Annotated in this window: 22 protein-coding genes; 16 read left to right on the forward strand and 6 right to left on the reverse strand. The window is 71.4% G+C overall.

Annotated elements, in window-relative coordinates:
• Window positions 1-228: 228 nt before the first annotated feature.
• Window positions 229-522, forward strand: a complete 294-nt coding sequence (locus tag ACZ43N_RS02860; RefSeq protein ID WP_468094688.1) for a DUF5955 family protein — start codon at window positions 229-231, stop codon at window positions 520-522.
• Between the two features lie 152 nt (window positions 523-674).
• Here the strand turns inward: ACZ43N_RS02860 and ACZ43N_RS02865 are convergent, their stop codons facing one another.
• Window positions 675-1,472, reverse strand: coding sequence for an IclR family transcriptional regulator (locus ACZ43N_RS02865; RefSeq protein ID WP_468094548.1), 798 nt, complete (start codon window positions 1,470-1,472; stop codon window positions 675-677).
• 276 nt (window positions 1,473-1,748) lie between these two features.
• Here ACZ43N_RS02865 and allB point away from each other — a divergent pair, with 276 nt between their 5' ends.
• The 4 genes from allB to ACZ43N_RS02885 all read left to right on the forward strand — a co-directional run bounded on the left by allB (window position 1,749) and on the right by ACZ43N_RS02885 (window position 5,509).
• Window positions 1,749-3,086: an allantoinase AllB gene (gene allB / locus ACZ43N_RS02870; RefSeq protein WP_468094549.1), complete on the forward strand. Its 1,338-nt coding sequence runs from the start codon at window positions 1,749-1,751 to the stop codon at window positions 3,084-3,086.
• 51 nt (window positions 3,087-3,137) lie between these two features.
• The gene (alc, locus tag ACZ43N_RS02875; RefSeq protein ID WP_468094550.1) at window positions 3,138-4,253 is read left to right on the forward strand and encodes an allantoicase; all 1,116 of its coding nucleotides are present in this window, start codon (window positions 3,138-3,140) and stop codon (window positions 4,251-4,253) included.
• A 92-nt stretch (window positions 4,254-4,345) separates the two neighbouring features.
• Entirely contained in the window at window positions 4,346-4,972 is a 627-nt protein-coding gene (locus tag ACZ43N_RS02880) for a dihydrofolate reductase family protein (RefSeq protein WP_468094551.1), read from the forward strand.
• Window positions 4,973-5,104: 132 nt separating this feature from the next.
• Window positions 5,105-5,509: a guanyl-specific ribonuclease gene (locus ACZ43N_RS02885; RefSeq protein WP_468094552.1), complete on the forward strand. Its 405-nt coding sequence runs from the start codon at window positions 5,105-5,107 to the stop codon at window positions 5,507-5,509.
• Window positions 5,510-5,575: 66 nt separating this feature from the next.
• Here the strand turns inward: ACZ43N_RS02885 and ACZ43N_RS02890 are convergent, their stop codons facing one another.
• A complete protein-coding gene (locus ACZ43N_RS02890; protein WP_468094553.1) occupies window positions 5,576-5,779 on the reverse strand; it encodes a hypothetical protein in 204 nt (67 codons plus the stop codon).
• Window positions 5,780-5,957: 178 nt separating this feature from the next.
• Here ACZ43N_RS02890 and ACZ43N_RS02895 point away from each other — a divergent pair, with 178 nt between their 5' ends.
• Complete coding sequence (locus tag ACZ43N_RS02895; RefSeq protein WP_468094554.1) at window positions 5,958-7,223, forward strand: sensor histidine kinase; 1,266 nt, start codon at window positions 5,958-5,960, stop codon at window positions 7,221-7,223.
• Window positions 7,224-7,231: 8 nt separating this feature from the next.
• Window positions 7,232-7,408 (forward strand): hypothetical protein, encoded by a 177-nt coding sequence (locus ACZ43N_RS02900; protein ID WP_468094696.1) that lies wholly within the window; start codon window positions 7,232-7,234, stop codon window positions 7,406-7,408.
• Window positions 7,409-7,628: 220 nt separating this feature from the next.
• Here ACZ43N_RS02900 and ACZ43N_RS02905 read toward each other — a convergent pair whose 3' ends face one another.
• Window positions 7,629-8,657, reverse strand: coding sequence for an aldo/keto reductase (locus ACZ43N_RS02905; protein WP_468094555.1), 1,029 nt, complete (start codon window positions 8,655-8,657; stop codon window positions 7,629-7,631).
• 125 nt (window positions 8,658-8,782) lie between these two features.
• On the opposite strand from ACZ43N_RS02905, the gene ACZ43N_RS02910 reads away from it, so the two are divergent.
• From ACZ43N_RS02910 to ACZ43N_RS02920, 3 genes are all read left to right on the forward strand, one after another.
• Window positions 8,783-9,454: a response regulator transcription factor gene (locus ACZ43N_RS02910; RefSeq protein WP_468094556.1), complete on the forward strand. Its 672-nt coding sequence runs from the start codon at window positions 8,783-8,785 to the stop codon at window positions 9,452-9,454.
• Window positions 9,455-9,604: 150 nt separating this feature from the next.
• Complete coding sequence (locus ACZ43N_RS02915) at window positions 9,605-10,795, forward strand: cytochrome P450 family protein (protein ID WP_468094557.1); 1,191 nt, start codon at window positions 9,605-9,607, stop codon at window positions 10,793-10,795.
• Window positions 10,796-10,849: 54 nt separating this feature from the next.
• Window positions 10,850-11,350: a hypothetical protein gene (locus tag ACZ43N_RS02920; protein WP_468094558.1), complete on the forward strand. Its 501-nt coding sequence runs from the start codon at window positions 10,850-10,852 to the stop codon at window positions 11,348-11,350.
• 82 nt (window positions 11,351-11,432) lie between these two features.
• On the opposite strand, the gene ACZ43N_RS02925 is transcribed toward ACZ43N_RS02920, so the two are convergent.
• Window positions 11,433-12,449 (reverse strand): Gfo/Idh/MocA family oxidoreductase, encoded by a 1,017-nt coding sequence (locus ACZ43N_RS02925; RefSeq protein ID WP_468094559.1) that lies wholly within the window; start codon window positions 12,447-12,449, stop codon window positions 11,433-11,435.
• A gap of 129 nt (window positions 12,450-12,578) precedes the next feature.
• On the opposite strand from ACZ43N_RS02925, the gene ACZ43N_RS02930 reads away from it, so the two are divergent.
• From ACZ43N_RS02930 to ACZ43N_RS02940, 3 genes are all read left to right on the forward strand, one after another.
• Window positions 12,579-13,316: a GntR family transcriptional regulator gene (locus ACZ43N_RS02930; protein ID WP_468094689.1), complete on the forward strand. Its 738-nt coding sequence runs from the start codon at window positions 12,579-12,581 to the stop codon at window positions 13,314-13,316.
• Window positions 13,317-13,482: 166 nt separating this feature from the next.
• Window positions 13,483-14,628, forward strand: a complete 1,146-nt coding sequence (locus ACZ43N_RS02935; RefSeq protein ID WP_468094560.1) for an ROK family glucokinase — start codon at window positions 13,483-13,485, stop codon at window positions 14,626-14,628.
• Window positions 14,625-15,206 (forward strand): sugar kinase, encoded by a 582-nt coding sequence (locus ACZ43N_RS02940; RefSeq protein WP_468094561.1) that lies wholly within the window; start codon window positions 14,625-14,627, stop codon window positions 15,204-15,206. The genes ACZ43N_RS02935 and ACZ43N_RS02940 overlap by 4 nt, the downstream gene beginning before the upstream one ends.
• Window positions 15,207-15,259: 53 nt before the next feature.
• Here the strand turns inward: ACZ43N_RS02940 and ACZ43N_RS02945 are convergent, their stop codons facing one another.
• Both ACZ43N_RS02945 and ACZ43N_RS02950 read right to left on the reverse strand, forming a co-directional pair.
• On the reverse strand, window positions 15,260-15,559 hold the full coding sequence (locus tag ACZ43N_RS02945; protein WP_468094562.1) for a transposase: 300 nt from the start codon (window positions 15,557-15,559) through the stop codon (window positions 15,260-15,262).
• The gene (locus ACZ43N_RS02950; RefSeq protein ID WP_468094563.1) at window positions 15,451-16,002 is read right to left on the reverse strand and encodes a transposase; all 552 of its coding nucleotides are present in this window, start codon (window positions 16,000-16,002) and stop codon (window positions 15,451-15,453) included. Before ACZ43N_RS02950 ends, ACZ43N_RS02945 begins: the two co-directional genes overlap by 109 nt.
• A gap of 827 nt (window positions 16,003-16,829) precedes the next feature.
• Here ACZ43N_RS02950 and ACZ43N_RS02955 point away from each other — a divergent pair.
• The 3 genes from ACZ43N_RS02955 to ACZ43N_RS02965 all read left to right on the forward strand — a co-directional run bounded on the left by ACZ43N_RS02955 (window position 16,830) and on the right by ACZ43N_RS02965 (window position 26,433).
• Window positions 16,830-24,767 carry an aminotransferase class I/II-fold pyridoxal phosphate-dependent enzyme gene (locus tag ACZ43N_RS02955; protein WP_468094564.1) on the forward strand — a complete coding sequence of 2,646 codons (7,938 nt, stop codon included), beginning with the start codon at window positions 16,830-16,832 and terminating at the stop codon, window positions 24,765-24,767.
• Window positions 24,754-25,572 carry a thioesterase II family protein gene (locus tag ACZ43N_RS02960; RefSeq protein WP_468094565.1) on the forward strand — a complete coding sequence of 273 codons (819 nt, stop codon included), beginning with the start codon at window positions 24,754-24,756 and terminating at the stop codon, window positions 25,570-25,572. Before ACZ43N_RS02955 ends, ACZ43N_RS02960 begins: the two co-directional genes overlap by 14 nt.
• Window positions 25,573-25,659: 87 nt before the next feature.
• Window positions 25,660-26,433, forward strand: a complete 774-nt coding sequence (locus ACZ43N_RS02965) for an SDR family NAD(P)-dependent oxidoreductase (RefSeq protein WP_468094566.1) — start codon at window positions 25,660-25,662, stop codon at window positions 26,431-26,433.
• Window positions 26,434-26,908: the final 475 nt, after the last annotated feature.

The following is a 26,908-nucleotide window of genomic DNA, read 5'->3' on the forward strand; positions in this document are numbered from 1 at the left end:
CCTGAACGGGTGTGGATGCGCCCGCGAACGGGGCGTTGAGGTCGTTCGTCCGGTGAGGAATCCTTGGGGCTGAATTTCGGTCCCCGGTGTGGCGCCGGCCACACCGTTGGCGTTTACTGTCCCGCGCCACTCCCGGCGGACGGCCTACGCGTGGGAGCGGCCGGTCGTGCTACGGGGTGCGGCCGGTGCGAGTGAGGGGGGAGAGCTGGGTTGCGGAGCCTGGGGCAGATGCCGGTGACCGGCAGTGGCGAGGATGCGAGGGTGGCGGAGCTGCGGTCCGCCGTGTCCCGGTTGCGTCGTGAACTCGCCGCGCATCCCGCCGAGTTCCCGGACCGGGGGATCGCGGAGGACGAGTTGGCCGCGCTGGCGGCGATGATCGTGAGCGGCGTCCCCGAGGTCCCGCGCCTGCGGCGGTCCCTGCTGCTGATCGCGGGGGCGATCGGTTCGGTCAGCGCGCTTGCGAGAGGGGTGGCGGAGGTACGGACGGCGGTGGACCTGTTCGGGGAACCGCCGGGCCGGTGACGCGGGGGGTCCTTCGGGGCGCCTGACAGCTCGGGTGCGCCTGGTGTGCGGCGGGTACCGGTGCGTTGTGGTTCCGCGGGGAACTGCGCCGACAACGCCCGCCCGCAGCCGCCGAAGCATCCGCACCCCCGAGCCGGCAGCGCACCAGGCCCTCAGCCACCCGTGCTGGCGAGCGCCTCCGACAACTCCGAGGCCACCTGCTGCAGCACCGGCACGATGCGTTCCGTCGCCGTCTCCGTGACGCGGCCCGCGGGCCCGGAGATGGAGATGGCCGCGGCGGTGGGGGAGTTGGGGACGGAGACGGCGAGGCAGCGGACGCCGATCTCCTGTTCGTTGTCGTCGACGGCGTAGCCCAGCTCGCGCACGTCGTCGAGCGCGGCGAGAAAGCCGTCGGGCGTCGTGATCGTCTTCTCCGTGGCGGCCGGCATCCCCGTACGGGCCAGCAGGGCCCGGACCTCGTCGGCCGGCAACTCGGCGAGCAGGGCCTTGCCGACGCCCGTGGAGTGGGGAAGCACGCGGCGGCCGACCTCAGTGAACATCCGCATGGAGTGCTTGGACGGCACCTGCGCGACGTACACGATCTCGTCGCCGTCGAGCAGTGCCATGTTCGCCGTCTCGCCCGTCTCCTCGACCAGTCGCGCGAGATAGGGGCGCGCCCAGGTGCCCAGAAGCCGGGACGCGGACTCGCCGAGACGGATCAGGCGCGGGCCGAGGGCGTAGCGCCGGTTGGGCTGCTGGCGTACGTAGCCGCAGACCACCAGGGTGCGCATCAGACGGTGGATCGTGGGCAGCGGCAGCCCGCTGCTCGCGGAGAGCTCGCTGAGGCCGACCTCGCCGCCGGCGTCCGCCATCCGCTCCAGCAGATCGAAAGCGCGCTCGAGGGACTGGACGCCGCCGCTGGACGAGGACGACTTGGCGGAGTCGGTGGTGCTGGCGCTGGACGTCGGCACGGGCGCGGGTCCTTTCACGAAGGCAGGCGGAGACGCAGCCTACCGGGCAGTTCGTTGACTGCCCGTGTGTGCGTCATTATGTTCTGCCTGATGGAATTCTTATTCCGAGTGACGAAAATGTCCAGAAGTTGGGATGGGGGAGCAGGGTGGAAGGGGTCGCCCTTGACGGGGTCCGACCGGGAGTGAAGACTCCTTCAACAGAACGTTGAATTCCGTTACGCGGAAGTAAATCCCGTGGCGGCGGAAGTGAACGACGGCAGGACGAGAGGGGTCCGGGTGTCCGACGCTGAACTGGTGCTGCGCTCGACGCGGGTCATCACACCCGAGGGATCGCGCCCCGCCGCGGTCACGGTCGCGGACGGCCGGATCACGGCCGTTCTCCCGTACGACGCCGCGCTGCCCCCCGGAGCCCGACTGGAGGACCTCGGGGACGACGTCCTGCTGCCCGGTCTGGTGGACACCCATGTGCACGTCAACGATCCCGGACGCACCCACTGGGAGGGCTTCTGGACCGCTACGCGCGCCGCGGCGGCCGGTGGCATCACCACCCTCGTCGACATGCCCCTCAACTCCCTCCCGCCGACCACGACGGTCGACCACCTCCGTACGAAACAGGAGGTCGCCGCCGACAAGGCGCACATCGACGTCGGCTTCTGGGGCGGCGCACTGCCCGACAACGTCAAGGACCTGCGCCCGCTGCACGACGCCGGGGTCTTCGGCTTCAAGGCGTTCCTGTCCCCGTCCGGCGTCGACGAGTTCCCGCACCTCGACCAGGAGCGGCTCGCCCGCTCCCTGGCCGAGATCGCGGGCTTCGGCGGGCTGCTCATCGTGCACGCCGAGGACCCGCACCACCTCGACGCCGCCCCCCAGCGCGGCGGCCCCCGGTACGCCGACTTCCTCGCCTCCCGGCCGCGCGACGCCGAGGACAGCGCCATCGCGGCCCTCATCGACCAGGCCCGACGGCTCGACGCCCGGGTACACGTGCTCCATCTGTCCTCCAGTGACGCGCTGCCGCTGATCGCCGCCGCGAAGGCCGAGGGGGTGAGGATCACCGTGGAGACCTGCCCGCACTACCTCACGCTGACCGCCGAGGAGGTCCCGGACGGGGCGAGCGAGTTCAAGTGCTGCCCGCCGATCCGGGAGTCCGCCAACCAGGACCTGCTCTGGCAGGCGCTCGCCGACGGCACGATCGACTGCGTGGTCACCGACCACTCCCCGTCCACGGCGGATCTGAAGACCGACGACTTCGCCACCGCCTGGGGTGGCATCTCGGGCCTGCAGTTGAGCCTCGCCGCGGTCTGGACGGAGGCCCGCGGACGCGGCCACTCACTGGAGGACGTGGTCCGCTGGATGTCGAGCCGCACGGCCGGTCTCGTCGGCCTCGACCACAAGGGCGCCATCGAGGTCGGCCGCGACGCCGACTTCGCCGTGCTCGCCCCCGACGAGACGTTCACCGTCGACCCGGCGGCCCTCCAGCACCGCAACCGGGTGACGGCGTACGCCGGCAGGACGCTGTACGGCGTCGTCAGGTCCACCTGGCTCCGCGGTGAACGCATCGTCACGGACGGCGAGTTCACCGCACCGAAGGGACGGCTCCTCACCCGCACCCCCTGATCCACCCGCGCACCCGCGGCGGCCCGCAACCGAGAGGCAGACCTGATCATCGTGACGGCGATCGTGCACTTCACCGGCGACGCGAACCCGTATGGCGGCGGTGACCCGTACGGGGACTACCGCACCGCGGACTTCCCCTTCACCCATTACGCCGACCTCGCCGACCGCAGGCTGGGCGCGGGTGTCATCGCCGCCAACGACGAGTTCTTCGCCCAGCGGGAGAACCTGCTGCTGCCGGAGCGGGCCGAGTTCGACCCGGAGCACTTCGGGCACAAGGGAAAGATCATGGACGGCTGGGAGACCCGGCGCCGCCGGGGCGCCTCGGCCGACCACCCCTGGCCGACGGCCGAGGACCACGACTGGGCGCTGGTCCGCCTGGGCGCGCCCGGCGTCGTCCGGGGCGTCGTCGTCGACACCGCCCACTTCCGCGGCAACTACCCGCAGGCGGTGTCGGTCGAGGCCACCTCGGTGCCGGGCACCCCGTCACCCGAGGACCTCCTCGCCGCCGACGTCAAGTGGACGACGCTCGTGCCGCGCACCCCGGTCGGCGGCCACGCGGCGAACGGTTTCTCCGTCTCCGTCGAACAGCGCTTCACCCACCTGCGCGTCAACCAGCACCCCGACGGCGGCATCGCCCGTCTGCGGGTGTACGGCGAGGTCGTCCCCGACCCCGCGTGGCTGGACGTCCTCGGCACCTTCGACGTGGTCGCGCTGGAGAACGGCGGCCAGGCGGAGGACGCCTCCAACCTCTTCTACTCACCGGCCACCAACACCATCCAGCCCGGCCGCGCCCGGGTCATGCACGAGTGCTGGGAGACCCGTCGCCGCCGTGACCAGGGCAACGACTGGATCCGCTACCGTCTGGCCGCGCAGTCCGAGATCCGGGCCCTGGAGATCGACACGGCCTGTCTGAAGGGCAACGCGGCGGGCTGGGCCAGTGTCTCGGTGCGGGACGGCGAGGACGGCACCTGGACGGAGATCCTCCCGCGCACCCGCCTCCAGCCCGACACCAACCACCGCTTCGTCCTCCCCGGGCCCGCGGTGGCCACCCACGCCCGGATCGACATCTACCCGGACGGCGGCATCTCCCGTCTCCGCCTCCACGGCTCCCTGACCGAGGAGGGCAGGACGAGGCTGGCGGCGCGCTTCCAGGAACTCGGCGCCTGAGAACCGAATCCTGGCCGCACCGATGAGTTGCGGGGCTCCGCGGGGTCTGAGGTGATGACAACAGACCCCGCACCAGGAAGCAGGCGATCGCCATGGGCAAGCTCGTCTCGACCGTCTTCGTCACCCTCGACGGCGTCTACCAGGCTCCCGGCGGCCCCGAGGAGGACACCCGCGGCGGCTTCGAGCACGGCGGCTGGAGCTTTCCGTACGCCGACGACGACTTCGGGAAGTTCGTCGACGAGAGCTTCGGCAGGGTCGGCGCGTTCCTCCTGGGCCGCCGCACGTACGACATCTTCGCCTCGTACTGGCCGAAGGTGACCGACCCGGCCGACCCGGTCGCCGGCAAGCTCAACACGCTGCCCAAGTACGTCCCCTCCGCGACCCTCACCGACCCCGCGTGGTCCGGCACGACGGTCGTCCGCGGCGACCTCGCCGAGCAGGTCACCGCCCTCAAGCAGCGCACCGACGGCGAACTCCAGGTGCACGGCAGCGGCGCGCTGGTCGGCTCCCTGCTCGCCCTCGACCTCGTCGACACCCTGCACCTGCTGACCTTCCCGGTGGTGCTCGGCTCCGGCCTGCGGCTGTTCCGCGAGGGAGCCCTGCCCACGGCCTTCCGGCACGCGGGGGGCCGGATCACCGGCAAGGGTGTCTCCATCCAGACGTACGAGTGGGCGGGGCGTCCCACCTACGGCAGTTTCGCCCTGCCCGAGGACGCCTGACGGACGTCGTATGTGAAGAGGCCGGGCCGTCCGTGAACTCCGGTTAACTCCCGGAAAACTTACCGGACGTGCCCGGAAAATCATCCAACTTGTCATTGACATGCCATCGTCTACGCGCGTCATCATGAGGCCATGAGATTCCCCCCACGCACAGCGCGCGCCACGCGTGTCGGCGCCGCGGCCGCCCTGATGTCCGCCCTCCTCATGGGCGGCACCGTCACCGCCAACGCCGCGGACACCTCGGCCGCCGCGGTCGGCAGCATCTGCCACAGCGACCTGCCGTCGCAGGCGTACACCACGCTGAACCTCATCGAACGGGGAGGCCCGTTCCCCTACGCGCAGGACGGGAGCGTCTTCCAGAACCGGGAGCGCATCCTGCCCTCGCGCTCCGGCGGCTACTACCACGAGTACACGGTGAAGACCCCCGGCTCCTCCACCCGCGGCGCCCGCCGCATCGTCACCGGTCAGCAGAGTCAGGAGGACTACTACACCGCCGACCACTACGCGTCCTTCGACCTGATCGACCACGACTGCTGACCGCCGCCGGGACACCCGCCGGGCCGTCCGTCCTCCCCCCACGGGACGGACGGCCCGGCGGGCCCGTCACTTGACCTTCCGGCTGTCGGCCGCCGCGAACAGCGCGAGCCCCAGCACGATCAGCGCGATGCTCACATAGATCTCGTAGCCGTCAAGGACGCCCCACCGCTGGGTCACCCCCCACCGCAGCTTGCCGGTGAGTTCGTAGACCAGACCGCCCGAGCCCTGCAGCAGGGCGAGAAACCCGAGAAACTCCAACAACTGCTTCATGGGAGGGATCCTCGGCCCGATGGCCCCTCGCGCTCATCGGCCGCGGGGCGCGACCCGTTCGACCGCGGTACCGATCCGCGCGGCGGCGGACCACCGAAAGTCGACGAGGACGCGACTTTGGTCGCGATCTTCGGCATCAGGGACCGGCAGGGGGCGACTCTGCGTAGATTTGTCGACTGTGAGTGGTGACAAACCGGTGCCGGAACCACCGGCCTTCCCCGGGCGGCGCTGGCTGTTTCCGTCAGCCGTCCTCGACCCCGCGCCCGACCCCGGCCGGTTTCCCGCCACCGGGCGGCCGGAGCGGCGACCCCGGCGCACCGCGCGCGACTGGGTGGTCGACTTCACCTGCTTCCTGTTCGCGGTGGGCATCGGGCTCCTCGGCCTGGACACGGTGAACCAGGAGGTGGACCTCCCCGAGGCGTACGCCGCCCTCGACCAGGTGCTCGGCGCGCTCGCCTGCGCCGCGGTCTGGCTGCGCAGGCGCTGGCCGACGGGGCTCGCCGCGGCCATGGTCCCGGTCTGCTTCATGTCCGCCACCGCGGGCGGAGCCGGCCTGGTCGCCCTGTTCACGCTCACCGTCCACCGGCCCTTCCGGTACGTGGCCTGGGTGGGCGGCGTCTCCCTCGTGCTGAACCCGCTCTTCTACTGGCTGCGCCCCGACCCCGACATCATCTATCCCTGGGCGGTCCTCCTCTCCGCCGTGCTCACCGCCGCCACCGTCGGCTGGGGCATGTTCGTGCGCTCCAAGCGACAGCTCGTCCTGAGCTTCCGGGACCGCGCCCGGCGGGCCGAGACGGAGGCGGCGCTACGGGCCGAACAGGCACAGCGACTGGCCCGCGAGGCCATCGCCCGGGAGATGCACGACGTCCTCGCCCACCGGCTGTCCCTGCTCAGCGTGCACGCGGGCGCCCTGGAGTTCCGGCCCGACGCGCCGCGCGCGGAGATCGTCCGCGCGGCGGGTGTCATCCGGGAGAGCGCTCACGAGGCGCTCCAGGACCTGCGGCAGATCATCGGCGTCCTGCGCGCGGGCGACGCCGACGACGCCGGGCGCCCCCAGCCGACGTTCGCCGCGCTGGACGGCCTCGTCGCCGAGTCCCGCGTGGCCGGCATGAAGGTCGTCCTCGACAACCACGTCACCGACCCCGCCGCCGTCCCCGCCTCCGTGGGCCGCACCGCGTACCGCATCGCCCAGGAGTGCCTGACCAACGCCCGCAAGTACGCTCCCGGCGCCGAGGTCACCGTCACGGTCTCGGGCGCCCCGCGCGACGGACTCACCGTCCGCGTGAGCAACACCCCGCCGCCAAGGGAGGTCCCGCCCGTCCCCGGCTCCGGGCAGGGGCTCATCGGCCTGACCGAGCGGGCGACCCTCGCCGGTGGCCGCCTGGAGCACGGCCCCGGGGCGGACGGCGGCTTCCAGGTGCGGGCCTGGCTGCCCTGGGAATGAGAACGGGCGTGCGCGGCGTGTGGGAGCTCGCGGCGATCGGGCCGGCCATGGGCGGGCTGCCGCCCGGACCGCCGGTGGTGCGGTTGGCCGCTTTCGTCGGCGGGCCCGTGTCGGTGACGGCCGTGGCGTGGTGGGAGATCCGCCGGCTGCGAATCCGGTACGGGGTGAGACTGCGGGACGCCTGATGGCTCGGGGGCGGGTGCGCCGTTCGTTGGCGTCTGCGGTGGTGCGTGGTTTCTCCCGCAGTTCCCTGCGCCCCCGAAGGGTCGGGCCTGCGCCCACCCTTCAGGAAAGGCACGGGGCGCGACCACGGTCGCCTTTCAGGGGCGCGGGGAACTGCGCGACAAGCCCCCACCCGCCCGCAGCCGACCCACCCACCCGCACCCCTGAGGTGCCAGGCGCGCCTCACCCACGGCGGGGCACCACCCGCTGCCCCGCCGAGCCGTACACCCACGCCGACGCCTCGTCGATGAAGTCGCCGGGGAAGCCGACGCGGAAGCTGGTCGTGTCCTCCAGCCGGGCCAGCACCTCTTCCGGCAGCACGAGCCGGGCCGCGCCCAGGTTGTCGGTGAGCTGTTCGGCCCGGCGGGCACCCAGGATGGGGTGGACGGCGGGGGAGCGGGCCATGGTCCAGGCGATGGCGACCTGCGCGGGCGTGGCGCCGAGTTCGTCCGCGGCGGACTGCACGGCCTGCGCGACCGCGTGCTCGCGCCGCCCGATCGTCTCCGCGGACAGCCGGGTCGCCGTGCCCGGCGCCGGCCCGCCCGCACGGGTGTACTTACCGGACAGGATGCCGTTCTGCAGCGGACTCCAGGCCGCCACCGACATCCCGAACGCCTCCGCCATCGGCAGCAGCTCACGCTCGATGTCCCGGTTCAGCAGGCTGTACGGCACCTGGAGCGCCGACAGTGAGGACCAACCCCGCCATTCGGCAAGGGTGTTGGCCCGCGCCACCACCCACGCCGGGGCGTCCGAGATCCCGACGTACAGCACCTTCCCGGACCGTACGGCGTCGTCCAGCGCGCGCATCGTCTCCTCGACCGGCGTGTTCCGGTCCCAGATGTGCACCCAGTACAGGTCGATGTAGTCGGTCTCCAGGCGCCGCAGACTGGTCTCCAGCGACAGGGCCAGGTTCTTGCGGTGGTTGCCCGCGGCGTTGGGGTCGGTGCCGTCGCGCGAGACGGTGTACTTGGTGGACAGCACGAACCGGTCACGTTGCCCCTTGAGCAGCTCACCGACGATGCGCTCGCTCTCGCCGCCCCGGTAGTTGACGGCTGTGTCGATCACATTGCCGCCGGCCTCCGCGTACGCGTCGAGGATGCGCGCGCACTCCGCCCGGGGCGCCCCCACCCCACCCTGCTCACCGAACGTCATGGCGCCGAGGAACAGCTCGGAGACACGGAGCCCGGTCCGGCCCAGGAGTCGGTAACGCACCCAAAACCTCCGTCAGTTGAATGCCGTACCGGCCGACACTAACGGGTCGGCCCGGCGGAAGGCGGCGGTCCGTGACACGCCGTCATTACGGTAGGGGCCATGACCGACATCCGAACGGTGGGCCGATGACCGCGATCCGACTGCTCCTCGTCGACGACGACCCCCTCGTCCGCGCCGGGCTCTCCTTCATGCTGGGCGGCGCGGACGACATCGAGATCGTGGGGGAGGCGGCCGACGGCGCCGAGGTGGAGGCCCTGGTCGACCGCACGCGCCCGGACGTCGTCCTCATGGACATCCGGATGCCGACCGTCGACGGTCTCTCGGCCACCGAGCGGCTGCGCCGTCGCGCGGACCCGCCCCAGGTCGTCGTCCTGACCACCTTCCACGCCGACGACCAGGTGCTGCGGGCTTTGCGCGCCGGGGCCGCCGGGTTCGTCCTGAAGGACACCCCGCCCGCCGAGATCGTGACGGCGGTGCGCCGGGTCGCCGCCGGAGACCCCGTCCTGTCACCTGCCGTCACCCGCCAGCTGATGGAGCACGCCGCGGGCAGCGCCCCCGACGCCCGCCGCACGACCGCCCGATCCCGGGTCGCCACCCTCAACGACCGGGAACGCGAGGTCGCCGTCGCGGTCGGCCGGGGCGCCTCCAACGCCGAGATCGCCGCCCACCTCTTCATGAGCGTCGCCACCGTGAAGACCCATGTCTCCCGCATCCTCGCCAAGCTCGACCTCAACAACCGCGTGCAGATCGCCCTGTTGACGTACGACGCCGGGTTGCTGGAGGAGGACGGGTCCTAGTGCCGTGACCGGAAGGGTTCACCGGCTCGAACCAGCGCCGGCCGGGAGCGGCGCTCCCCGCCGGTGGCGGTCGCCCGGCGGGAGGGGAACCCGGTGCCGGACGCGGGCACCCGCGCGGGGGCTCGTGCGTTGTGCGGGTGAGGGGGATTCATGAGGAACACGCATGTGATCGATCTGGGGCAGTACGGAACGCGGTTCACCGAGAACCCGTATCCCGTGTACGCCGAGCTGCGCGCCCTCGGCCCGGTGCACCGGGTCCGCCTGCCGGGGCCCGACGCGCACCACGAGACCTGGCTGGTGGTGGGGTACGAGGAGGCGCGGGCCGCGCTCGCCGACCCCCGACTGTCGAAGGACGCCTCGAAGATCGGGGTCACCTTCCTCGACGAGGAGCTGATCGGCAAGTACCTGCTGGTCTCCGACCCTCCGCAGCACACCCGGCTGCGGAGGCTCGTCGCCCGCGAGTTCACCGCCCGCCGAGTCGAGCGACTGCGGCCCAGGATCCAGCAGATCACCGACTCGCTGCTCGACGCGATGCTGCCGCTCGGCCGCGCCGACCTGGTGGGGTCCTTCGCCTATCCGCTGCCGCTCACCGTCATCTGTGAACTGCTCGGCGTGCCCGAGTTCGACCGCGCCGCCTTCCGTGAGCTCTCGACGGAGACGGTGGCACCCACCAGCGCGGAGAGCGAGTACGACGCCTTCGTCCGACTCGCCGCCTACCTGGGCGAGTTGATCGAGGACAAGCGATGCTCGCCGCCCGCCGACGACCTGCTGAGCGCGCTGATCCGCACGACCGACGAGGACGGCGACCGGCTGTCGCCGGACGAACTGCGCGGCATGGCCTTCATCCTGCTCATCGCCGGCCACGAGACCACGGTCAACCTCATCACCAACGCAGTCCACACCCTGCTCACCCACCCCGGCCAACTCGCCGAGGTACGGGCCGACCCGAGCCTCGTGGACGCGGTCGTGGAGGAGACCCTGCGCTATGAGGGCCCCGTGGAGAACGCCACGTTCCGCTTCGCCGCCGAACCCCTCGCCATCGCCGGTACGTCCATCGCGGCGGGCGACTCCGTGCTGGTCGGCCTGGCCGCCGCCGACCGCGACGAAAGCCGCTGTCCCGCCGCCGACCGTTTCGACATCCACCGCGACACCCGCGGCCACCTCGCCTTCGGCCACGGCATCCACTACTGCCTGGGCGCACCCCTGGCCCGGCTGGAGGCACGCGTCGCCCTGCGCACCCTTCTCGACCGCTGCCCCGACCTGGCCCTGGACGGCCCGCCGGGTGCCTGGCTGCCGGGGATGCTGATACGTGGCGTACGGAGCCTGCCGGTCCGCTGGTGACTACGCTCCCACCGCCCGCGCACGCCGCCCCGAGCCCCGTAGGAGAACCCGACCATGCTGCGCACCGCGGAGATCACGGCGGCCCTCACCCGTCCGCCAGGCGGCAAGGAGAGCCACCAGCTGTACTGGGGCCGCGCCCTCGAATTCAGCCTGGACTGCTTCGTCTGCGAGCGCCTCGGCCGCACCACACTCTTCGAGCGCGGCGCCGAGAAGGCCCTGTGCTCCGGCACCCGCAGCGGCCTCGGCCGTCATCACGCGCCGGCCCGTATCGCCGCGTTCGACAGCACCACCGGGGACGAACGGCTCGCGGTCCGGATCGTGGTCGACTTCTGGTGGGCGCCCTTCGAGGACGGCCGCGACGGCCGCCGCTCCGCGGCACCCACCAGCCACCCCTGGGTGCGGCTGCACCTCGGGTACTACTGCCACGAGACCAGGGAATCGGGCAAGCCCAGCATCCAGACCAACGTGAGCCGGCCGTGGGACCTGCGCTGCGGCGACTGCGACCAGATCCTGGCCACCGACACCGAGGCCCCGGCGGTACGGCTGCTCGTGTGAAGGGCGCCCGCGCGCACTCTTCCGACGACAGGACCCCCACGCTCCCCCGCCTGGCCCTTCCTCGCGCCGCGGGCCGACCGCTTCAGTCGCGGCCGCCCGGGATCTCGCCGAGGTTCACCGGCCGGTGCTCCTGCCGGGACAGCTCACAGGCCTCGGCGACACGCAGCGCCTGCAGGGCCTCGCGGCCGTCGCAGGGGTTGGCCCGCTCACCGCGCACCACCTCGACGAAGGCGGCGACCTCGGCCTCGTACGCGGCGGCGAAACGCTCCACAAAGCCGGTCCACGGCTTGTCGGCGGGCGGCGGCCCGGTCGGCTCGGTGGACGCGACCGGCGTACGGTCGTCCAGCCCGACCACCACGGTGTCCAGCTCCCCGGCCAGCTCCATCCGGACGTCGTAGCCCGCCCCGTTCACCCGCGTCGCCGTCGCCGTGACGAGGGCGCCGTCCTCCAGCGTCAGCACGGCCGCCGCGGTGGCGCAGTCGAAGGCATGCGCCTCCCGGAACATCGGGTTCCCGGCGTCCGACCCCGTGGCGTACACGGTGGCGACCTCGCGCCCCGTCACCCATCGCACGGCGTCCAGGTCGTGGATCATGCAGTCCCGGAAGATGCCCCCGGACACCGACAGGTAACCGGCCGGCGGCGGCGCCTGGTCGGCGCTCAGTGCCCGCACGGTGTGCAACCGCCCCAGCCGGCCCGAGCGCACGGCCTCACGGGCGGTGACGTAGCCGGAGTCGAAGCGTCGCTGGAAGCCCATCTGCAGCACGGTTCCGGCGGCGTCGACCTCGGCGAGCGCGTTTAAGGTGCCCTGCATGTCCACGGCGATGGGTTTCTCGCAGAACACCGGAAGGCCCGAGCGTGCTGCCCGACCGATCAGTTCGCCGTGGGCCGAGGTCGCGGCCGTGATGACCACGGCGTCCACGCCCCAGGTGAAGATCTCGTCCACTCCCGGTGCGGCCGTCTCGCCCAGGCGGTCCGCGAGATCATGGGCCCGAGCCCGGTCGACATCAGTGATGATCAAGGAGCCGACGTCGCGGTGACGGCTGAGCGTGGTCGCGTGAATCGTCCCGATTCGACCCGCTCCGATGAGTCCGATGCGCATGAGAAACAAAGTGCGGGCGCACCCGCCACCGTGTCAATGGATTGTCCGGACAACCGAACGACGCGGCTTCCCGTCATCCTGCACCGGGGCTACGCTCGGCCCGTGCCGAAACCAGAAGTGGATCCGACCGTGTCGCTCCAGCTCAGCGTCGACCGCAGCAGCCCGGTCCCGCTCTACTTCCAGCTGTCGCAGCAACTGGAGGCCGCGATCGAGCACGGCGAGCTGACCCCGGGCAGTCTGCTGGGCAACGAGATCGAGCTGGCCGCCCGCCTCGGCCTGTCCCGCCCGACCGTCCGCCAGGCCATCCAGTCCCTCGTCGACAAGGGCCTCCTCGTCCGCCGCCGCGGCGTGGGCACCCAGGTCGTCCACAGCCAGGTCAAGCGCCCCCTGGAACTCAGCAGCCTCTACGACGACCTGGAGGCCGCCGGCCAGCGCCCCGCCACCCGGGTCCTGCTCAACACCACGGTTCCCGCCTCCGCCGACGTCGCCGCCGCCCTCGCCGTCGCCGAGGGCAGCGAAGTCCACCGCATCGAGCGACTCCGTCTGGCCCACGGCGAACCCATGGCCTCCCTCTGCAACTACATCCCCACCGGCCTGCTGGACCTCGACTCGCCCCAGCTGGAGTCCACGGGCCTCTACCGCCTGATGCGCTCCGCGGGCATCACCCTGCACAGCGCCCGCCAGACGATCGGCGCGAGAACGGCCACACCGGAGGAGGCCGAACGCCTGACCGAACCCGTGGGCGCGCCCCTCCTGACCATGCAGCGCACCACCTTCGACGACACGGGCCGAGCGGTCGAATACGGCACCCACTTCTACCGGGCATCGCGCTACTCGTTCGACTTCCAGCTGCTGGTGAGGGCGTAGGGGTCTCCGCCCCGCGCCCCTGTGGAGCAAGGGGCGCAACCCTTGCTCCACAGGGGCGCGGGGAACCGCGCGAGAAGCCCCCACGCACCCGCACCCGAAAAACAAGGGGGCGGCACTCCCCGCCCCCACGCCGCACCAAGCGGAGCGCTAAGGCAGAATCGGCCCGATGAGCACTTACCGCGACTTCACCCACCGCGGCTCCGCGCGGGCCACCGTCCTGCGTACTGTCGGCACGCGCGAGCGCCGCTCGCACCTGACGGCGCCCCGCGTCCCCACCGTCGGCATCGACATCGGCGGTACGAAGGTGATGGCGGGTGTCGTGGACGCCGACGGCAACATCCTGGAGAAGCTCCGCACGGAGACCCCGGACAAGTCCAAGAGCCCCCAGGTCGTCGAGGACACGATCGTCGAGCTGGTGCTGGACCTCTCCGACCGGCACGACGTGCACGCCGTCGGCATCGGCGCCGCCGGGTGGGTCGACGCGGACCGCAACCGCGTGCTGTTCGCCCCGCACCTGTCCTGGCGCAACGAACCGCTGCGCGACCGCCTCGCCGGCCGTCTCGCCGTGCCCGTGCTGGTCGACAACGACGCCAACGCCGCCGCCTGGGCCGAGTGGCGCTTCGGCGCCGGCCGCGACGAGGACCACCTGGTCATGATCACGCTGGGCACCGGCATCGGCGGCGCCATCCTGGAGGACGGCCAGGTCAAGCGCGGCAAGTTCGGGGTCGCCGGAGAGTTCGGCCATATGCAGGTCGTGCCCGGCGGACACCGCTGCCCGTGCGGCAACCGCGGCTGCTGGGAGCAGTACAGCTCCGGGAACGCCCTGGTCAGAGAGGCCCGCGAGCTGGCCGCCGCGGACTCCCCGGTCGCGTACGGGATCATCGAGCACGTCAAGGGCAACATCGGCGACATCACCGGGCCGGTGATCACCGAGCTGGCCCGCGAGGGCGACGCGATGTGCATCGAACTGCTCCAGGACATCGGCCAGTGGCTCGGCGTCGGCATCGCCAACCTGGCCGCCGCCCTCGACCCGTCCTGCTTCGTCATCGGCGGCGGTGTCTCGGCCGCCGACGACCTGCTCATCGGCCCCGCCCGCGACGCCTTCCGCCGCCACCTCACCGGCCGCGGCTACCGCCCCGAGGCCCGTATCGCCCGCGCCCAGCTCGGCCCCGAGGCCGGCATGGTCGGCGCCGCCGACCTCGCACGCCTCGTCGCCCGCCGCTTCCGCCGCGCCAACCGCCGCCGCGTCGAGCGGTACGAGCGGTACGCGCGGTACGTGGAGGCCCGCCGCACCACCCAGGACACCGCGTGACCGCCTCCGTGCCCCGTCAGGGCACCTCCCCCGAAGAACCCGAGCAGCCCGCCGAGGACCGTCGCCACAAGATCCGCCGTCGTGCGCTCACCCTGGCGATCATCGTGCTGCTCATCGGCGTCCCCGCCGGCTATCTGGTGATCTCCGCCAACCAGAGCCGGGACAGCGGCAAGGACAAGGAAGCGAAGTACTCGGCGACCGGCCTCACCGCGCACTGGCCCTCCCGGCTCCAGCAGCGCCTCTACCAGGTCCCCATCCCGCCGTACTCCAAGCACGTCGCGTACTACGAGACCAACAACTGGCGGACCAGCCGCCTGTACGTGCAGTTCTACACGAGCAACGAGGGCCTCGAACGCTTCCTCAACCAGATCGGCACCGGCACGGCGGCGCTGGAGGAGGGCGAGATGGCCGTCCACGCCCGCGACCGGCGGATCGTCGGCTGGGACTTCAGCGGCCCCGGCCCCTGGTACGGCCTCGTCAACAGGCAGAAGGATCCCGCGCCCACCCACGACATCCTCGTGAACCGGTCCAACCCGGACCATCCGATGGTGTACCTGGTGTCGCGAACCGTGCCCTGACCGGCGCCTCTCCCGGCCCGTGCGGGCTCACGCACGGCCGGCGGGACCGAAAGTCAGACCCTGCCCGCGGCAGCGAACGCCCCCGGGCGACGAGCCGCAGCCCGTGCAGGGCGGCGGCACCCGGGGGGCGCGCAGCGTGAGCGCGGGCGCTTGTCGGTGCGGTTCCTGAAGCCGAGGGCGTTGCGTGCCTCGAGCTCGATGAGGCGGTTCTTGCCTTCGGAGGCGGTGTTGATGAGGCCGGTGGTCAGGTAGGTCTCGATGCCGTCCCACCATCGCTCGACGGTGGCGGTGAGGGTGACGAGTTCGGGCAGGCGGGCTCGGTCGGCGGCGTGGGCGCGGCCGTAGGCGCCCATGTGGTCCAACTCGGCTTTGAGGAGGGCGCGTTGGTCTTCGGCGAGGTCCTCCTTGGCGCGGCACGGGAGTTTGCGGACGGTGTGGATATCGGCGCCCTTGCGGGCCCGGCGGCCGTGCTGCCGCCTGGTGGGCCGGCGAGGCGGGGGCCGGTGAGGTGGCGCTGGGCGAGTTGCGCGATGTGGAAGCGGTCCACGGCCAAGGCCGGGCGAGGCAGGGAATCACGGTGGACGGCGGCGCGGAAGGCTGAGCACAGGTCGACGGCGACATGGAGGACCTGCCCGCGCCAGGAGGCGGGTCGGGAGGTGAGCCGGTCGGCGGCCGACGCCGCGTCGCGGCCCTCGACCCGGCTGAACGGACCTTGCCCGCTGATCGCGTCGACGAAGCCGATGTGCCGGGCGTCCGCGAGGAGTTCCCACTTGCCGGTCGCCGGTTCTGCTTTCACGGCGTGACGATACGTGAATACGCGGAAAATGCCGGCCCGTAGGGACTAAGGGCTGTCCCGTAATCCCCGGCGGGCGCACGACGCCGGCTACGGCACCTCGCCGCGTTGTCGGAACGCCCGCATACATCCAGTATGCGGACGCCCCTCCGCCTTGCGATGCTCCCCCACTGCCTGAACGGCGTGGGAGGTGCCCCCAGCATCCGACGCCGTGCGCTGATCCACCGCGGATCACGGGACAGCCCTTAGGCCGGTTGCGTCCCCTGGCTCGTCACCGTTCCTGTGCGAGCTGGGCAAGTAGTTTCCGCAGGTCCTTCAGGCGGATCGATATCTCGCGGTAACCCCGGCTTTCACCTTCTATATTCCCGCTCAACGGGAAACCCCTAGAGTTTTCTTGTCGGATCCGCGCGTGATCCCCTTGCCCCACACTGCGCCAGCGGCGAAGATTTGGACGAAGACCGAACCCACCACATCGTTCACATCCGTCCCGGTCTGCCCACTCCAACCCACAGGAATGCGCGCAGGCGTCCTCCCCCCTCCCCCCGCACAACTCCCACACCCCCCAGGGTTTTTGCGGCATCAGCACTGATCCGCTGACCGCCCGCGCCGCTCGGCGTCAGAGGCCGTGCCCCGACGCGCGCGGCGCCACCTCGCGCCTGCCCCCTTCCGCACCTTCACTCGCCGCATGGCGGCATTGCCGTGTCCCCTCACCTTTCCGGAAACGTCGGCCGGCCGAGTGCCCCCTGACGCCTTCTGCTCCCCATTACTCGCTGATGAACGACGTTTCCCGGCGCGTCGGCACCCCACGCCGGCTGATGACGGAGGCTCCCATGAACCAAGGTCCGACTCCCACGCACAGGCGAGGAAAGGCCCCACAGACCGTTGCCGCCCTGCTGCGAAGACACCTGGAGCAGCGCCCCGACGCCCTGGCCTTCCGGTTCCTCACCGGCTCCGGCGGCACCGCCGGCGATGTGGAGGCCACGTCGGCGAGTTACCGCGAACTCGACCTGCGGGTACGCGCGGTGGCCGCACTACTCCAGCACGAGGGCCTTGCAGGCAAGCCGGTCCTGTTACTCCTGCCGCCGGGGCTCGACTACATCGCGGGCTTCCTCGGTTGTCTCTACGCCAACGCCGTGGCCGTACCGGCGTATCCGCCGGACACCATGCGCTTCGGCCACAGCATGCCCCGTCTTGCCGCGATCGCCCGGGACTCGCAGGCCACCCACGCCCTGACGACGCGGGAGTTCGCCCTCTTCGCCGCCACCAAGACCGCTGAGCTCGCCGCGCTGGGACTGGGCGGCATGCGCTGGCTGGGTGCGGATGATCTCGGCACCTCCGGTGCCGACGACTGGCGGCCGACCGATGCCACGGGCGACACGCTCGCGTTTCTCCAGTACACGTCGGGCTCGACGTCCACGCCCAAGGGCGTCATGGTCTGCAACGGCAACCTGCTGGACAACCTCCGTTCGATCCACAGCAGGTTGCAGCACAACGAGAGTTCGGCCCTCGTGTCGTGGTTGCCTCCGTTCCACGACATGGGGCTCATCGGCGGGATCCTGGAGCCGCTGTACGGCGGGTTCCCCTCGCACCTGATGGCCCCCATCTCCTTCGTGCGCCAGCCGCTGCTGTGGCTGGACACGCTCTCCAAGACCCGGGCGTCCACAAGCGTGGCACCCAACTTCGGGTATGAGCACTGTTTCCGGAAGATCACCGACGAGCAGCGCGACGGTCTTGACCTGAGCCACTGGAAGCACGCGCTGAACGGTGCCGAGCCGGTCCGTGCCGACACACTCCGGCGCTTCGCCGAGAGGTTCGCGCCCTGCGGTCTGGACCCCCGTGTCCTGCTGCCGTGCTACGGCCTCGCCGAGGCGACGCTGATGGTCACGAGCCTCGGCCCCGGCGAACCGCCCGCTGCGGACACCTTCGCGTCGGACGGTCTCAAGTCGGGGATCGCCGAGCCCGTGACGGGGCGAGGGGACGGACCGGTCACGCAGGTCGTCGGCTGCGGTCGGCCCGTGGACGGGGTGGACGTGGCCATCGTGGACGCAGCCACCCGCCGGCGGGTCGCCGAGCCGGGCCGGATCGGGGAGATCTGGGTGGCGGGCGCAAGCGTGGCGCTCGGCTACTGGCGCCGCCCGGAAGCCACCGACGAGACCTTCCGAGCCCGCATCGAGGAAGAGGACGCCCGGCACTACCTGCGCACCGGCGACCTGGGCTTCATGACCGACGGTCAGTTGTACGTCGTGGGCCGCACCAAGGACGTCATCATCGTGCAGGGGCGCAACCACTACCCGAACGACGTCGAGCTCACCGTGGAGAAGGCGGACACCCGCATCCGGACCGACGGCGTCGCGGCCTTCTCGGTCGAGGTGGACGGCGCCGAGGAGATGGTCGTCGTCTGCGAGGTCTCCAGCAGGCGGCTTGAGGACGCCCCGGAGCTGCTGGCCAGAGTGCGCTCGGCGATCGCCGAGGCACACGAGATCACCCCGCACGCCGTCGTTCTCCTCAAGCGTGGTGCCGTCTACAAGACCACCAGCGGGAAGATCCAGCGCCAGGCCTGCCGGGCCGGCTTCTCGGACCTCTCGTTCGACGTCGTCGCCGCGAGTGTCACCCGCGACGGCGGGGCGGAACCGCGGACCGGTGTGCTCGCGGGCCTCCCGGCCGACCGCCGTCCGCAGCACGTCCTCGACCACGTGGTCGAGGTCCTGTCCGGACTCACCGCGGACCCCGGCACTCCCGTCGTGCCCACCGCGACCTTGTCCGGGCTCGGCATCGACTATCCGAGGCTTCTCACTGCCGTCACAGAGCTGGAACGGCGGCTCGGCACGGATGTCGTGGTGGGTGAGCTGCTGGTACGGCCACGGGTCGACACTCTGATCGCCCTCCTTCTCGGCGAGAAGGTCCCCGAGGGGACCGAGGGCGACAGGGCCGCGGAAGAGACGGCCACGTCCGACGGGGCACGGCCCTCAGAGTCATCGTGGGACGCGGAGACGATCGAGGCCTGGCTCGTGGCGAAGGTCGCGGCACGGCTCGGCCTGCCGACGGCGGCGGTCGACGTCACGAGGCCGCTCGCCGCACTGGGCCTCGACTCGCAGCGGACCGTCTCGATCCTCACGGAACTGGGTTCCGCGATGGGCCGCGATGTGCCCCTCGGTGTGGGCTTCGACCACCCGACCATTCGAGCCGCCGCGATCCGCCTCGCCGACCCGGACGAGCCCGACGTCGACGAGCCCGCCGTCGACGAGCCCTCACGAGTCACGGCGGTCGGCGGCGACAGCGGGGAGAGCAGGCTCGACGAACCGGTCGCGATCATCGGGCTCGGCTGCCGATTCCCGGGCGCGCCCGACCCGGAGAGTTACTGGCGCCTGCTCGTGGACGGTCGTGACGCGGTCACCGAGGTTCCCCGGGACCGCTGGGACGCCTCCCAGGTGAACGCGCCGGGGTTCGGCGGTTTCCTCGACCGGATCGACGAGTTCGACGCCCGCTTCTTCGGTATGTCGGCCAGAGAGGCCGTCCGGACCGACCCGCAGCAGCGGCTGCTCCTCGAAACCGCCTGGCAGACGGTGGAGGACGCGGGCCTCGACCCGACCGGCCTCGCGGGCAGTGCCACCGGTGTCTTCGTCGGCATCAGCAGTCACGACTACGCCGAACGCCCGATGAGCCGGCCGGACGCGGTCGACGTCCAGTCAGTCACCGGCAACGCGCACTCCATCGCGGCCAACCGGCTGTCGTACACGCTGGACCTGCGCGGTCCGAGCCTCGCCCTCGACACCGCCTGTTCGTCGTCGCTTCTCGCGGTCCACCTGGCCTGTGAGAGCCTGCGCCGCGGCGCGTGCGACACAGCGCTCGCCGGCGGGGTGAACGTGATGCTCGACCCGGACCTGGGCGTGGCCTTCTCGGCGAGCAACATGTTGTCGCCGCAGGGGAGTTGCCACACCTTCGACGACTCCGCGAACGGCTACGTGCGCGGTGAGGGTGTGGGCCTGGTGCTGCTCAAGCCGCTGTCCGCGGCGCTCGCCGACGGCGACCGGATCCACGCTGTGATCAGGGGAGCGGCGACGGGTCACGGCGGCCGGAGCAACGGCCTGACCGCGCCCAGGGGGTCGGCGCAACAGGACGTCATCCGACGGGCACTGGTCCAGGCCGGGCTGCGCGGTGAGGAGATCGACTACGTCGAGGCCCACGGTACCGGCACCTCGCTCGGCGACCCCATCGAATGGGAGGCACTCGCAGCTGCCTACGGCAGCCGTCGCACCTCGGGCAGCCGGTGCCTCGTAGGGTCGGTCAAGACCAACATCGGCCACCTGGAGGCGGCCGCAGGAGTCGCCGGACTCATCAAGGCGGCTCTCGTCGTCCGCAACCGCCAGGTGCCTGCGACGCTGCACCTGCGCACACCGAGCCGGCACCTTGACTGGGAGGATTCCGGCCTCGCGGTGCCGACCCGGCTCACCAGCCTGCCTGCCGAGACCACCGTGCGGGCCGGGGTCAGTTCCTTCGGCTTCGGTGGCTCGAACGTACACGTGGTGCTGGAGTCGGCCCCCGAACCGGCGCGGAACGGGGCCCTTCCCCCGCGGCGTCCGGTGCACGCGCTGGCTCTCTCCGCGCACACCCCCACGGCGCTCACCAGCCTGGCTCAGCACTGGCGCACGCACCTGACCACCCACCGGGACGTGGCCCTCGGGGACCTGTGCCGAACGGCGAACACCGGCCGGGCCCGGCTCTCCCACCGAGCGGTGGTGATCGGCAGCTCGGCCGAGGCGCTCGACAAGGGCCTCGAAGCGCTGGCGCTCGGCGAGGCATCGACCGCCGTGGTCCGCCACCGGGCCGAGGCCGGCCGGGTGCCGAGGGTCGCGTTCCTCTTCAGCGGGCAGGGCACCCAGTACACCGGCATGGCCAAGGGGCTCTACGACACCCACGGCGGGTTCGCCCGCACCCTCGACCGCGCGGACCGGGTACTGCGCCCGCAACTCGGTGTGTCGTTGCCGAGTCTGCTCTTCAGCGAGGAGCACGCGGACCGGCTGCGAAGCACCCGCTACTGCCAGGCCGCTCTCGTGGCACTGGAGGTCGCGCTTGCCGAGCTGTGGATGTCGCTAGGCGTGCGGCCCGCCGCCGTGCTCGGGCACAGCATCGGGGCCTACGGCGCCGCGTGCGTGGCCGGGGTGATGTCCTTCGAGGACGCGCTGGGACTGGCGGTCCTGCGTGGCCGGCTCATGGACGAACAGCCCGGCGACGGCGCGATGATCTCATGTGTCGGAGACGCCGAGACGATTCACGCCGTGGCGGCAGGCGTCGGTCCGGTCTCGGTGGCAGCCGTCAACGCCCCCGACCATCTGGTGCTCTCCGGGCACCGCAAGGACATCGACGAGGTCGGTGACGTGCTGCGGGGCCGGTCCGTCACCGTGACCTCGCTGGCCGTGTCGCACGCCTTCCACTCCCGGCTGATGGCGGGCGTGGTGCAGCCGTTGCGTGAGGCGGCCGAGGTCCTGGACTTCTCGAAGCCGGAGATCCCCTGGGTCTCCGACTCCACCGGTGAGCTGGTCACGGGGCGGATCGGCGCCGCCGACCTGGCGGCCCACGTGGTGGACACCGTCCGCTTCGCCGACGGATTCGCCACGCTCCGCGGCCTGGGCTGCGACGCGTTCGTGGAGATCGGCCCGCACCCGACCCTGCTCAACATGATGCGATCCACGCCGGCCCCGGACGACGTGGACCCCCTGCTGTGGCTCCCCTCGCTGCGCCGCGGCAAGGGCGACGCGGAGGGGGACGACTGGAAGACGCTGCTGCAGTCGCTGGGGCGTCTGCACTGCGTCGGCGCCGAAGTGGACTGGGCCGCTCTCGACGAAGGGTTTCGCAGGACGCGCGTCCCCGTGCCGCACGCTGTCTTCGAGCGTCAGTCGTACTGGTTCACGCGGTCTGAGGAAGGGCGCGGTCGACCGGAACCTGCACCCCTGCGGACGTCCGCGGTGCCGGCGGTCCGGGAGGCCGTGGCGCAGGGACCCGTGGGACTGGAGGCCGTGGGACACGAGCCCGTGGGACAGGAGCCCGTGGGGCACACCGCCGCCGCGGCCGACACGGGATCCGTGCGCGCTGCGGTCCTCCACCAGGTCGCGCGGGTCTGCGCCTTCCCCGTCGACCAGATACCCCTGGACGCACGTCTGACCGGCGACCTCGGGTTCGACTCACTGATGCGCACGGAACTGCAGCGTTCGCTCTCCCGGCAGTTCCCCGGTCGCCTGGAGGGGAACCCGGAAGCCCTCGCCGAGGACCTCACCGTCCGGCAGTTGGTGGCGATGGCCGGTGCCGCGGGGGCGGCGACACCGGCCGTCCGCACCGACCCCGCGAGCAGCGAGTCGGCGGCCCCCCAATCCACGCGGGCGACACCCGCACCTACGCCTGTTCCGGCCGACGGAACCGGGCGTGCGGTGAAGCAGGAGCGTACGTTCGAGGACTGGCCCGAACACGCGGAGTTGCACGACCGGCTCCGTCAGGCGACGTCGAGCGGCGCCAACCCGTACGGCCGGGTGCACGAGGGCTTCAACTCGGGCAGCGCCACCATAGAAGGCCGCACGGTCATAAACTTCTCGTCCTTCAACTACCTCGCCCTGTCGAACCATCCGCGCGTCCGCAAGGCGGCGAAGGACGCCATCGACAGGTACGGCACCTCCAGTTCGGCGACACCGCTGCTGTTCGGCGAGACACCGCTGCACCACGAACTGGAGGCCGAGATCGCCTCGTTCCTCGGCACCGACGCGGCCATCGTCTTCGCGGGTGGCCACGCCACGAACGTCGCGACCATCAGCCACGTCCTGGGCCCCGACGACCTGGTGCTGCACGACGAGTGGATCCACGACAGCGCGGTACGCGGCGCCGTCCTCTCGGGGGCGCGGCGCAGGCCTTTCCCACACAATGACTGGCGGGCCCTGGATTCGATGCTCGGCATGCTGCGTGCGCAGCATCGCCGCGCGCTGGTCCTCATCGAGGGGGCCTACAGCCAGGACGGTGACCTCCCGGACCTGCGCAGGTTCATCGAGGTGAAGAAGCGCCACGGTGCGCTGCTGATGGTCGACGAGGCGCACTCCCTCGGTGTCCTGGGGCACGCCGGCCGTGGAGTCGGAGAGTACTTCGGCGTCGACCGTCGTGATGTCGACCTGTGGATGGGCACGTTGAGCAAGGCGATCGGCAGCCTCGGCGGTTACATCGCGGGCCAGGAGCCGCTTGTCCGGTACCTGAAGTTCACCGCCCCTCTGCACATCTTCAGCACGGGCATCTCGCCTGCGAACGCCGCGGCGGCCCTCGAGGCGGTCCGGGTCATCCGGGACGAGCCGCACCGCGTGGCCCGGGTACGGGCCCTGTCCGAGCACTTCCGCGACTCCGCCCGGGCCCGCGGCCTCGATGTCGGCGTCTCCCGGGCCTCCGCGGTGGTACCGGTCATCGTCGGTCAATGGGAGAAGGCCATCGAGGTCTCCAACCGGCTGCTGGACGAGGGTGTGAACGTGATGCCCATCGGCTATCCGGCGGTCGCACGCGACGAGTGCCGGCTCCGGTTCTTCATCAACGCGGACCACACCGAAGACGACCTGGATCACTCCCTCGACCTAGTGGAAAGGGCCATGGCCGAGAACGCGGAGAGCACGGAAGAAACGCCTGTGGCGACGTCCCCGGCCGGTGCGGACCGGGTACCGCGGACCAAGCCTCGCGCCGGATCGCGGAGCGGCACTCAGCCCGATCCGGTGGGTGAGCCGGAGTTCCGCGCGGACGAGGGTGCCGTCGTCCTGGTGGCGGGCGCGAGCGGGTTCATCGGCGGTCATCTCGCCCGTCGGCTGGCCGAACGGGGACACCGTGTCAGGGCGCTCGTGCGCGAGGGCAGCGACCGCACCGCCCTCGAGGGCGTCGACGTCGAGATCGTCACCGGTGATCTCGGTGATCCGGAGAGTCTGGACCGGGCCGTCGCAGGTGCGCGACATGTCTACAACTGCACGGGCATGTCGGCCGACTGGGGCCCCTGGGAGGACTTCCGACGGATCAACATCGACGGCAGCCGGAACCTGGTCGAGGCCGCTCACCGGGCCGGCACCGTTGAACGCTTCCTGCACGTCAGCACAACCGATGTCTACGGTTACCCGGTCACGCCGTGCGACGAATCCACCGGCTTCAACGACATCGGCCTGCCCTACAACCGCAGCAAGGGGCTCGGCGAACAGGCCGTGCGGGAAACCGCCCGACGGATCGGCCTGCCGTGCACCGTCGTACGCCCGGTGAGCGTCTACGGGCCGCGCAGCCGGGACTTCGTCATCGAGATAGCGACCCAGCTGCTCAAGAAGCAGATGATCTACATCGGCGGGGGCGACGTCCCGGCCGGGCTGATCTACGTGGACGACCTCGTGGACGGAATGATCGCCGCGTGCGGGTCCGAGGCCGCGGTGGGCAAGGTGTACAACCTGCGGAACCCCGACCTGACGACCTGGCGCGAGTACATCGACGCCCTGGCCGAGGGGCTGGGGGTGAGGAAGCCCGCGGTCAACCTGCCGTCTCCGGTGGCGCGTGGTCTGGCCACGGTCTCCGAGCGGCTGTACGGCGTGCTCGGGGTGAAGAGCCGTCCGCTGCTCACCCGGCACGCGGTGAGTCTGTTCGACCGCGACCAGTCCTACCCGGTCGACCGCGCCGGCGACGACTTCGCCTTCAAGTGCGAGGTCGGCTTCCGCGAAGGTGTCGCGCGCACACTGGCCTGGCTCGATTCGCCGGAAGGCCGCCGGTATGCCATCCGCTGAGCGCCGACCGCCGGGGCTGCCCACCAGCCACTGGTTCCCGGGCCTGGTGCCCGGGGACCCGGCCGAAGCGGAAACCTCGCCACTGCACCTGATCTGCTTCTCGTACGCGGGCGGCACCCCATCGGTCTACCGAGACTGGGCGGAACACCTCGATGCCGGGACACAGGTCGTGCCCGTACTGCTCCCGGGTCGGGCACTGCGTCGACGGGAGAAGCCCTACACCGTGCTGCGGCAGCTGGTCTCCGACCTCACGGAGGCCCTGCTCGACCACCGGCTGACCGGGAACTACGCGCTGTTCGGTCACAGCATGGGCGCCCTGCTGGCCTACGAAGTGGCCTGTGCGCTGCGCGAGGCCGGCGAGCCCGAGCCTCGGCACCTCTTCGTGTCGGGCAGCCGGGCGCCGCAGCTGTACGGCGGCCGCTCCCACCACGCCCTCGACGACGCGGGTCTGCGACAGCTGGTCCGGGACCTCGGTGGACTGGGCGAGGACCCGGAGATCGGGAACGTGTTCCTGCGGGGGCGCCTGCCCGTGCTGCGCGCCGACCTGGCCCTCTACGACACCTACCACTGGACCGCCCGGCCCCCGTTGAACTGCCCCATGACCGCGTTCTCCGGCACCGAAGACCCCCTCGCATCGGCGTACGAGGTGGAGGCATGGCGCGCCTACACGACCGGTTCGCTGCTGCACCGGCGCCTGGAGGGCGACCACTTCTTCCTCAACGGGCCGTCGAAACGCCTGCTGCTGCAGGCCGTCCGCGGCGAACTCGTCCGCCTCCGCCGGCCCGCCCTGGCGGGCCGGGCGTAGCGCCGGGGGCCGGCGGGCCCCGCACCATCCGTCAACCCACGCCACGAACCGGCCAGACCACCCTTCTCTTCCACAGGAGTTGACTGCGTGTCCTACCATCGTGCGCTCATCACCGGCGCCTCCGCGGGCATCGGTGAAGCCTTCGCGGAACGCCTCGCAGCACAGGGATGTGCACTTGTTCTCGTGGCACGCAGGACCGATCTGCTCACGATGCTCGCACAGCGGCTCACCGAACGGCACCGCGTCGACGTCGAGGTGATTCCCGCCGACCTGGCGGACCCGGCACAGCTGCGCCTGGTGGAGCAGCGTCTGCAGGACGAGGAGAGACCCGTCGACCTCCTCGTCAACAACGCCGGTATCGGCGAGACCCGGCCCTTCGCCGACTGCCCGGTGGACAGCGAGGAACGGACCGTTCTGGTGAACGCGCTGGCACCGACCAGGCTGTGCCACGCGGCGCTGCGGACGATGGTGCGGCGCGACCGAGGCGGCATCATCAACATCTCCTCCGTCGCCGGCCAGCTCATCGCTTATCAGAACAGCACCACCTACGGGGCGTCGAAGGCGTACCTGTGCTCGCTGAGCGAGAGCATCCGGCTGGAAACGAGGAAAGCGGGCGCGAAGGTCGCCGTCACACTGGTGTGCCCGGGCTATGTGAAGACCGATATGACCACGAAGGACAAGGTCCCGGCGTATGCCTGGGTACCCAAGGAGAAGGTGGTCGAGGAAGCGCTTCAGGGCCTGGCGCGGAACAAGCCGCTCGTCGTACCCGGCACGCTCTACAAGCTCGCCGTGTTCGCAGCGAAGTACCTGCCCAGGCCAGTGGTCAGGATGTTCGCCGCGGACGCGCCCAAGGACGGCTGACGCACGCTCGGCTTCCGCCCCTGGCCCTGGTCCCCGGGCGCCGGCTTTCGTACGGGGTCCTCAGGCCGGCGGACCGCTCCGGCCGCGACGGGATCCCGGGCCGCGGTGGCGCACCAGGTGTGCGAACTCGTGCTCCAGTCGAGCGCAGGCGGGCGGTGCCGGTGAGGACGTAGGCGCATACCGGGCAGTCGGGGAAGCCTGCCGGTCCGGGCAGACCCGCGGTCACAGGCCGGCCAGGGCCGGCTGCCGCGCTGCTGGTGGGCGCGCCGGAGGTCGGCTGCCCGGCCGAGGCGGCCGGTGATGTCGCCGGAGGCGGTGACCAGGATCGCCCGGTCCTCATCGAGCGTCCTCCTGGTCCGGAGCTGGGTGTCGGCGAGGGAGCGCGCCCACCCACGACATCGTCGTGAACCGGTGCCACCCGGACCGTCCCATGGTGTGCCTGGTGTCGCGAACCGTGCCCTGACCAGCGCCGTCC

It is taken from the genome of Streptomyces sp. NPDC030814 (genome assembly GCF_055572155.1).

Bases quoted from the DNA above. Each gene is read 5' to 3' on its own strand.
- ACZ43N_RS02860 (WP_468094688.1), top strand. From the start codon at position 229: ATGCCGGTGACCGGCAGTGGCGAGGATGCGAGGGTGGCGGAGCTGCGG.
- ACZ43N_RS02880 (WP_468094551.1), top strand. From the start codon at position 4,346: ATGGGCAAGCTCGTCTCGACCGTCTTCGTCACCCTCGACGGCGTCTAC.
- ACZ43N_RS02885 (WP_468094552.1), top strand. From the start codon at position 5,105: ATGAGATTCCCCCCACGCACAGCGCGCGCCACGCGTGTCGGCGCCGCG.
- ACZ43N_RS02890 (WP_468094553.1), bottom strand. From the start codon at position 5,779: ATGAAGCAGTTGTTGGAGTTTCTCGGGTTTCTCGCCCTGCTGCAGGGC.
- ACZ43N_RS02910 (WP_468094556.1), top strand. From the start codon at position 8,783: ATGACCGCGATCCGACTGCTCCTCGTCGACGACGACCCCCTCGTCCGC.
- ACZ43N_RS02915 (WP_468094557.1), top strand. From the start codon at position 9,605: ATGAGGAACACGCATGTGATCGATCTGGGGCAGTACGGAACGCGGTTC.
- ACZ43N_RS02920 (WP_468094558.1), top strand. From the start codon at position 10,850: ATGCTGCGCACCGCGGAGATCACGGCGGCCCTCACCCGTCCGCCAGGC.
- ACZ43N_RS02925 (WP_468094559.1), bottom strand. From the start codon at position 12,449: ATGCGCATCGGACTCATCGGAGCGGGTCGAATCGGGACGATTCACGCG.
- ACZ43N_RS02935 (WP_468094560.1), top strand. From the start codon at position 13,483: ATGAGCACTTACCGCGACTTCACCCACCGCGGCTCCGCGCGGGCCACC.
- ACZ43N_RS02945 (WP_468094562.1), bottom strand. From the start codon at position 15,559: ATGGGCGCCTACGGCCGCGCCCACGCCGCCGACCGAGCCCGCCTGCCC.
- ACZ43N_RS02955 (WP_468094564.1), top strand. From the start codon at position 16,830: ATGAACCAAGGTCCGACTCCCACGCACAGGCGAGGAAAGGCCCCACAG.
- ACZ43N_RS02960 (WP_468094565.1), top strand. From the start codon at position 24,754: ATGCCATCCGCTGAGCGCCGACCGCCGGGGCTGCCCACCAGCCACTGG.